The organism is Halomonas shengliensis (assembly GCF_900104135.1).
Lineage (GTDB): Bacteria > Pseudomonadota > Gammaproteobacteria > Pseudomonadales > Halomonadaceae > Halomonas > Halomonas shengliensis.
In genome coordinates this window covers 1-5,370 of the sequence record NZ_FNIV01000019.1, presented here as the reverse complement: position 1 = coordinate 5,370, position 5,370 = coordinate 1, and the positions used below count along the sequence as shown (strand labels likewise).

6 protein-coding genes are annotated in these 5,370 nt (G+C 66.1%); all 6 read left to right on the top strand.

Features of this window, described 5'->3' with window-relative positions; all coding sequences use genetic code 11:
• The coding region (locus tag BLP95_RS16550) for an SRPBCC family protein (protein WP_281187396.1) at positions 1–716 on the top strand (716 nt) is incomplete at its 5' end.
• 27 nt (positions 717–743) lie between these two features.
• Positions 744–1,232 carry a benzoate 1,2-dioxygenase small subunit gene (gene benB, locus BLP95_RS16545; RefSeq protein WP_089681251.1) on the top strand — a complete coding sequence of 163 codons (489 nt, stop codon included), beginning with the start codon at positions 744–746 and terminating at the stop codon, positions 1,230–1,232.
• Positions 1,233–1,256: 24 nt separating this feature from the next.
• On the top strand, positions 1,257–2,297 hold the full coding sequence (gene benC, locus BLP95_RS16540; RefSeq protein ID WP_089681249.1) for a benzoate 1,2-dioxygenase electron transfer component BenC: 1,041 nt from the start codon (positions 1,257–1,259) through the stop codon (positions 2,295–2,297).
• A complete protein-coding gene (benD, locus tag BLP95_RS16535) occupies positions 2,294–3,076 on the top strand; it encodes a benzoate diol dehydrogenase BenD (protein ID WP_089681247.1) in 783 nt (260 codons plus the stop codon). The genes benC and benD overlap by 4 nt, the downstream gene beginning before the upstream one ends.
• A gap of 92 nt (positions 3,077–3,168) precedes the next feature.
• The gene (locus tag BLP95_RS16530) at positions 3,169–4,428 is read left to right on the top strand and encodes a benzoate/H(+) symporter BenE family transporter (protein ID WP_089681245.1); all 1,260 of its coding nucleotides are present in this window, start codon (positions 3,169–3,171) and stop codon (positions 4,426–4,428) included.
• Between the two features lie 577 nt (positions 4,429–5,005).
• Positions 5,006–5,370, top strand: a 365-nt coding sequence (locus BLP95_RS16525; protein ID WP_281187395.1) for a dioxygenase, incomplete at its 3' end; no start/stop codon positions are given.

The following is a 5,370-nucleotide window of genomic DNA, read 5'->3' as shown; positions in this document are numbered from 1 at the left end:
ACGGCTACCACGTCAGCACCGTGCACTGGAACTACGCCTCCACCATGGATCGCCGCAACTACGAGGCCGGCGGCACCAAGGCGGTGGACGCCGACGGCTGGTCCAAGAGCCTGGGTGGCTTCTACTCCTTCGAGAACGGCCACATGCTGCTGTGGACGCGCCTGCTTAACCCCGAGGTGCGCCCGGTCTACAGCAACAAGGAGTGGATCGAGAAGGAGTTCGGCGAGGCGCGTGCCGACTCCATCGTCAACCAGACGCGTAACCTCTGCCTCTACCCCAACGTCTACCTGATGGACCAGTTCTCCACCCAGATCCGTGTGCTTCGCCCGATCGACGTGGACAAGACCGAGGTCACCATCTACTGCTTCGCGCCCAAGGGCGAGTCGGCCGAGAACCGTCGGGTGCGTATCCGCCAGTACGAGGACTTCTTCAACGTCTCCGGCATGGGCACCCCGGACGATCTCGAGGAGTTCCGTGCCTGCCAGGAGGGCTACAACGGTGCCCTGGCCGAGTGGAACGACCTCTCCCGCGGCGCCAAGCAGTGGATCGAGGGCGCCGACGACAACGCCCAGGCGATCGATCTCAAGCCGCGCCTGAGTGGCGCCTCACCCGAGGACGAGGGCCTCTACGTGGTGCACCACAAGCACTGGGTCGACGAGATGCTGCGCGCCATCGACAAGGAACGCAGCCAGTTCATCGCCACCGCGTCCGAATAATCCGCGTCCGAGAGAGGGAGAGAGACCATGAGCCTTAGCTACCAAGAGATCCAGGCCTTCCTGTACCGCGAGGCGCGCCTGCTGGACGACCGCGAGTGGGACGAGTGGCTGACCTGCTACAGCAAGGACGTCGAGTTCTGGATGCCGGCGTGGGACGACGACGACCAGCTGAGCCGTGACCCGGACAGCGAGATCTCGCTGATCTACTACCCCAACCGCGAGGGTCTCGAGGACCGGGTCTACCGGATCAAGACCGAGCGCTGGGGGGCGAGCACGCCGGAGCCGCGCACCACGCACCTGGTCAGCAACATCGAGGTGCTCAAGGAGGAGGGTGACAAGGTGGAGCTGCGCTTCAACTGGCACACCCTGGTGCACCGCTACAAGAAGACCCTGGAGTTCTTCGGCAGCTCCTTCTACACGCTCGACGTGTCCGGGGAGCAGCCGCAGATCACCCGCAAGGTAGTGCAACTCAATAACGACTATATCCACCAGGTCATCGACATCTATCACATCTGACCTGGTGCGGGAGGAGATTCGACCATGAGCTATACCATTGCCCTCAACTTCGAGGATGGCGTCACCCGCTTCATCGGCTGCAAGGAAGGGGAGACGGTCCTCGACGCCGCCTACCGCCAGAAGGTGAACCTGCCGATGGACTGCTCCGACGGCGTCTGCGGCACCTGCAAGGGCCACTGCGAGCAGGGTGACTTCGACCTGGGCGACGAGTACATCGACGAGGCGCTCTCCGACGAGGAGGCCGCGGAAGGCCAGGTGCTGACCTGCCAGATGGTGCCCTCCTCGGACTGCGTCATCCAGATCCCCGTCGCCTCCACCCTGTGCAAGACCCAGGTGGGCAAGGTCGAGGGCACGGTAGCCGTGGTCGAGCAGCTCTCCGAGGACAGCATCGAGCTGGGGGTGGACCTGGACGACGAGGCCGGACTGGTCTTCCTGCCGGGGCAGTACATCCATATCGATGTGCCGGGTACCGAGGTGCACCGCTCCTACTCCTTCAGCTCGAAGCCGGGCGAGAAGCGCGCCACCTTCCTGATCCGCAACATCCCGGGCGGGGTGATGAGCGGCTATCTCACCGAGCGTTGTGCCGCCGGGGAGCGCCTGACCCTGACCGGTCCCATGGGTAGCTTCTACCTGCGCGAGATCACCCGCCCGGTGCTGATGCTGGCCGGCGGCACGGGCCTCGCGCCCTTCCTCTCCATGCTCGAGCTGCTGGTGCAGAAGAAGGCCGAAGGGGACACCCAGGAGCAACCGATTCACCTGATCTACGGCGTGAACAAGGATGACCACCTGGTCAAGGTGGATGCCCTGGAGCACTTCGCCAAGGAGTTGCCGAACTTCACCTACTCCACCGTGGTGGTGGACGAGGCCAGCGAGCATCCGCGCAAGGGCTACGTGACCCACCACATGGACGCCGAGGTGCTGCACGACGGCGACATCGATGTCTACCTGTGTGGCCCGCCCCCCATGGTCGACGCGGTGCTCAAGCACTTCGACGCCGAGGGTATCGTGCCGCAGAGCTTCCACTACGAGAAGTTCACCCCCAACGAGGCGGGGAGCAAGTCATGAGCCCGCGCTTCACGGACAAGGTGATGGTCATCACCGGCGCCGCCCAGGGCATCGGCAAGCGGGTCGCCGAGCGCGCCGGCGCCGAGGGTGCCCGCCTGGCCCTGGTGGACCGCTCCGAGCTGGTCCAGGAGGTGGTGGACGACCTGCGCGAGCAGGGCGTCGAGGCCATCGCCCTTCTGGCCGACCTGGAGACTTGGGACGGCGCCGCCGATGCCATGGCGAAGACGCTGGAGCACTTCGGGCGCATCGACATCCTGATCAATAACGTGGGCGGGGCGATCAACTTCAAGCCGTTCACCGAGTTCAGCGAGAGCGAGATCTCCGCCGAGGTCAACCGTTCGCTGATGCCGACGCTGTGGTGCTGCCGTGCGGTGCTGCCGACCCTGGTGGCGCAGGGCGGCGGCGTGATCGTCAACGTCTCCTCGGTGGCCGCCCGGGGCATCCATCGGATCCCCTACTCGGCGGCCAAGGGCGGCGTCAACGCGCTGACCGAGTCGCTGGCCTTCGAGGTGGCGGAGCACGGCATCCGCGTAGCGGCCGCCGGCATCGGTGGCACCGAGGCGCCGCCGCGCAAGATCTCCCGTGGCACCCCCGAGCCTCGCAACGAGACCGAACAGGCCTGGTTCCAGGCGCACATCGACCAGACCAAGCAGAGCTGCCTGATGAAGCGCTACGGCACGCTCGACGAGATGGCCGCGCCGATCCTGTTCCTGGCCTCCGATGAGGCGAGCTACATCACCGGCAGCGTGCTGCCGGTGGGCGGTGGCGACCAGGGCTGAGCCCGACGCCAGGGCGGCCCGCGGGCCGCCCGCCGTGATCCTGACCATCCGTGGCTTCCGACAGCAACGACAACAAGCCCCTGGAGCACAGCATGAAACATCTCGAGACAGGCCCCGGCCTCGCGTCGGCGCCACGCGCCTTCCTGCGCGACCTCAATGCCGACAATCTGAGCGCCGGCGTGGTCGCCGGCATCTTCGGCCTCAGCGCCGGCATCATCCATATCAGCGCCGGCACCGCCGCCGGGCTGCCCAAGGACTTCACCCTGCTGTGGGTGATCAGCTACCTCTTCATCAATGGCCTGTTCGGCCTGCTGCTGCCGGCCTACTACCGGCTGCCGCTGCCGGTCGCCAACTCCATCCCCGGCGCGCTGCTGTTCGCCGCCATCATCCCCGTGGTGGGGCTCAACGAGGCCCTCGGGGCGACGTTGATCGCCGGCGCCATCTCGGTGGTGGTGGCCCTGGCCGGCTGGATGAGCCTGGTGATGCGGCTGATCCCCATGCCCATCGTCATGGGCATGGTGGCCGGCGTGCTGCTCAAGTTCGGCACCAACATGGTGATGCCGCTGCAGAACGCCCTGATTCCCGCGGTGGTGATGATCGCGGCCTTCTTCCTCTCGGCGCGCTTCCTGCGCCGGATTCCGCCGTTGGTGGTGACCCTGGTGGTGGGCGTGCTCTACATGGCGCTCTCCGGGGCCGACTTCTCCAGCGTGGAGCTCTCCTTCCGCATGCCCGAGTTCATCATGCCGGCCTTCTCCATGGACGCCTTCCTGGCCTATGGCCTGCCGCTGGCGCTGATCCTGGTGGGCATGGAGACCCCCGCCGGCGTGGGGCTGGTCAAGGGCATGGGCTACAAGGAGGCGCCGGCCAACGCCATCACCTTCGTCGGTGGCATCGGCACCATGGTGTCGGCCTTCTTCAACCTGCACAGCACCTGCATCGCCGCGCCGATGACCGGCATCTGCTCCTCCCCCGAGGCGGGCACCCACGACAAGCGCTGGGTGGCGGCGGTGATCGTCGGCATGATCTTCGTGGTAGCCGCGCCCTTCTACGGCTTCGTGTTCAGCCTGATCGAGGCGATGCCCAGCTACTTCATCGCCATCATCGCCGGCCTCGCCCTGCTGCGGGTGATCAGCTCGGCGATGCATATCACCTTCTCCGGCAAGCATGAGGTCGGGGCGATGTTCTCTTTCCTGATCGCGGTCTCCGGCCTGCAGATCTTCGGCATCGGTGCCTCCTTCTGGGCGCTGATCCTGGGGGCGGCGATCTCGATGCTGGTGGAGTTCCGCGACTTCGACTTCTCCCAGGAGCGCGAGGCCCTGCGCAAGCGCTTCCCGGCGAAGAATGCCGGCTGACCGATAGCGCCGGCGGCTCGCCGCCGGCACCCCTTGCATGGCGTTATCCTCCTTGGCCCGTGGCTGTCATGGCAGCACGGGCCCTTTTTCGTCTCGTCCCGGCCGTCCCCCGTGTCTCCCGTCGGCGGTCGTCGTTCCATCTTTGGTCTATGGCCGGCGCCCCTCAGGGTGGATTCAGCGTTCATGACACGCGCCGTGACCCGCTCCCGGCGCCCTCTCGTGGCGTCCGCCTGCTGCTGGGTAGCCCGCGTCGTCACGAAGGCAAGGCCCCCAACCGCCGCGCTCACGCGTCGACCCCCTGGCGTGGCTTTCCAAGTCATTGTTTAAAAGTGCTTTTGCCGCGATGCGGTGGGCGGATGCCTGGTCCCGGGGGTGGCTTGCCACCCATACCTGTGAAGTATGGACGGCAACTCAAACGATATTGGTGGCGGGCAGGGGAGCTGACCAGAATCAAGGTCATCACAACAAGACGACACCGTGCCTGGCCCCCACAGGGCGGTGTCAAGACCCCACGCCTGGCCCTGCACTCCCCTGACGCTCGCGCAGGCCATAACCACAACCAGAGAGAGTGACTTCCATGACCGTGAAGATCTTCGACACCCCCGAAGTCCAGGACTTCCTGAAGACCATCGCCGGCTTCGACCAGGAGGGCGGCAACGAGCGCTCCAAGCAGATCGTGCATCGCCTGATCTCCGACCTGTTCAAGCTGATCGACGACTTCGATGTCACCCAGGAGGAGTACTGGTCCGCCGTCAACCTGCTCAACGCCCTGGGCAGCCAGACCCAGTTCGGCCTGCTCTCCCCGGGCCTGGGCTTCGACCACTTCCTGGACATGCGCCAGGACGCCATCGACGCCGAGGCCAAGCGCACCGGTGGCACCCCGCGCACCATCGAGGGTCCGCTCTACGTCGCCGGCGCCCCGGAGGCCGAGGGGTTCGCGCG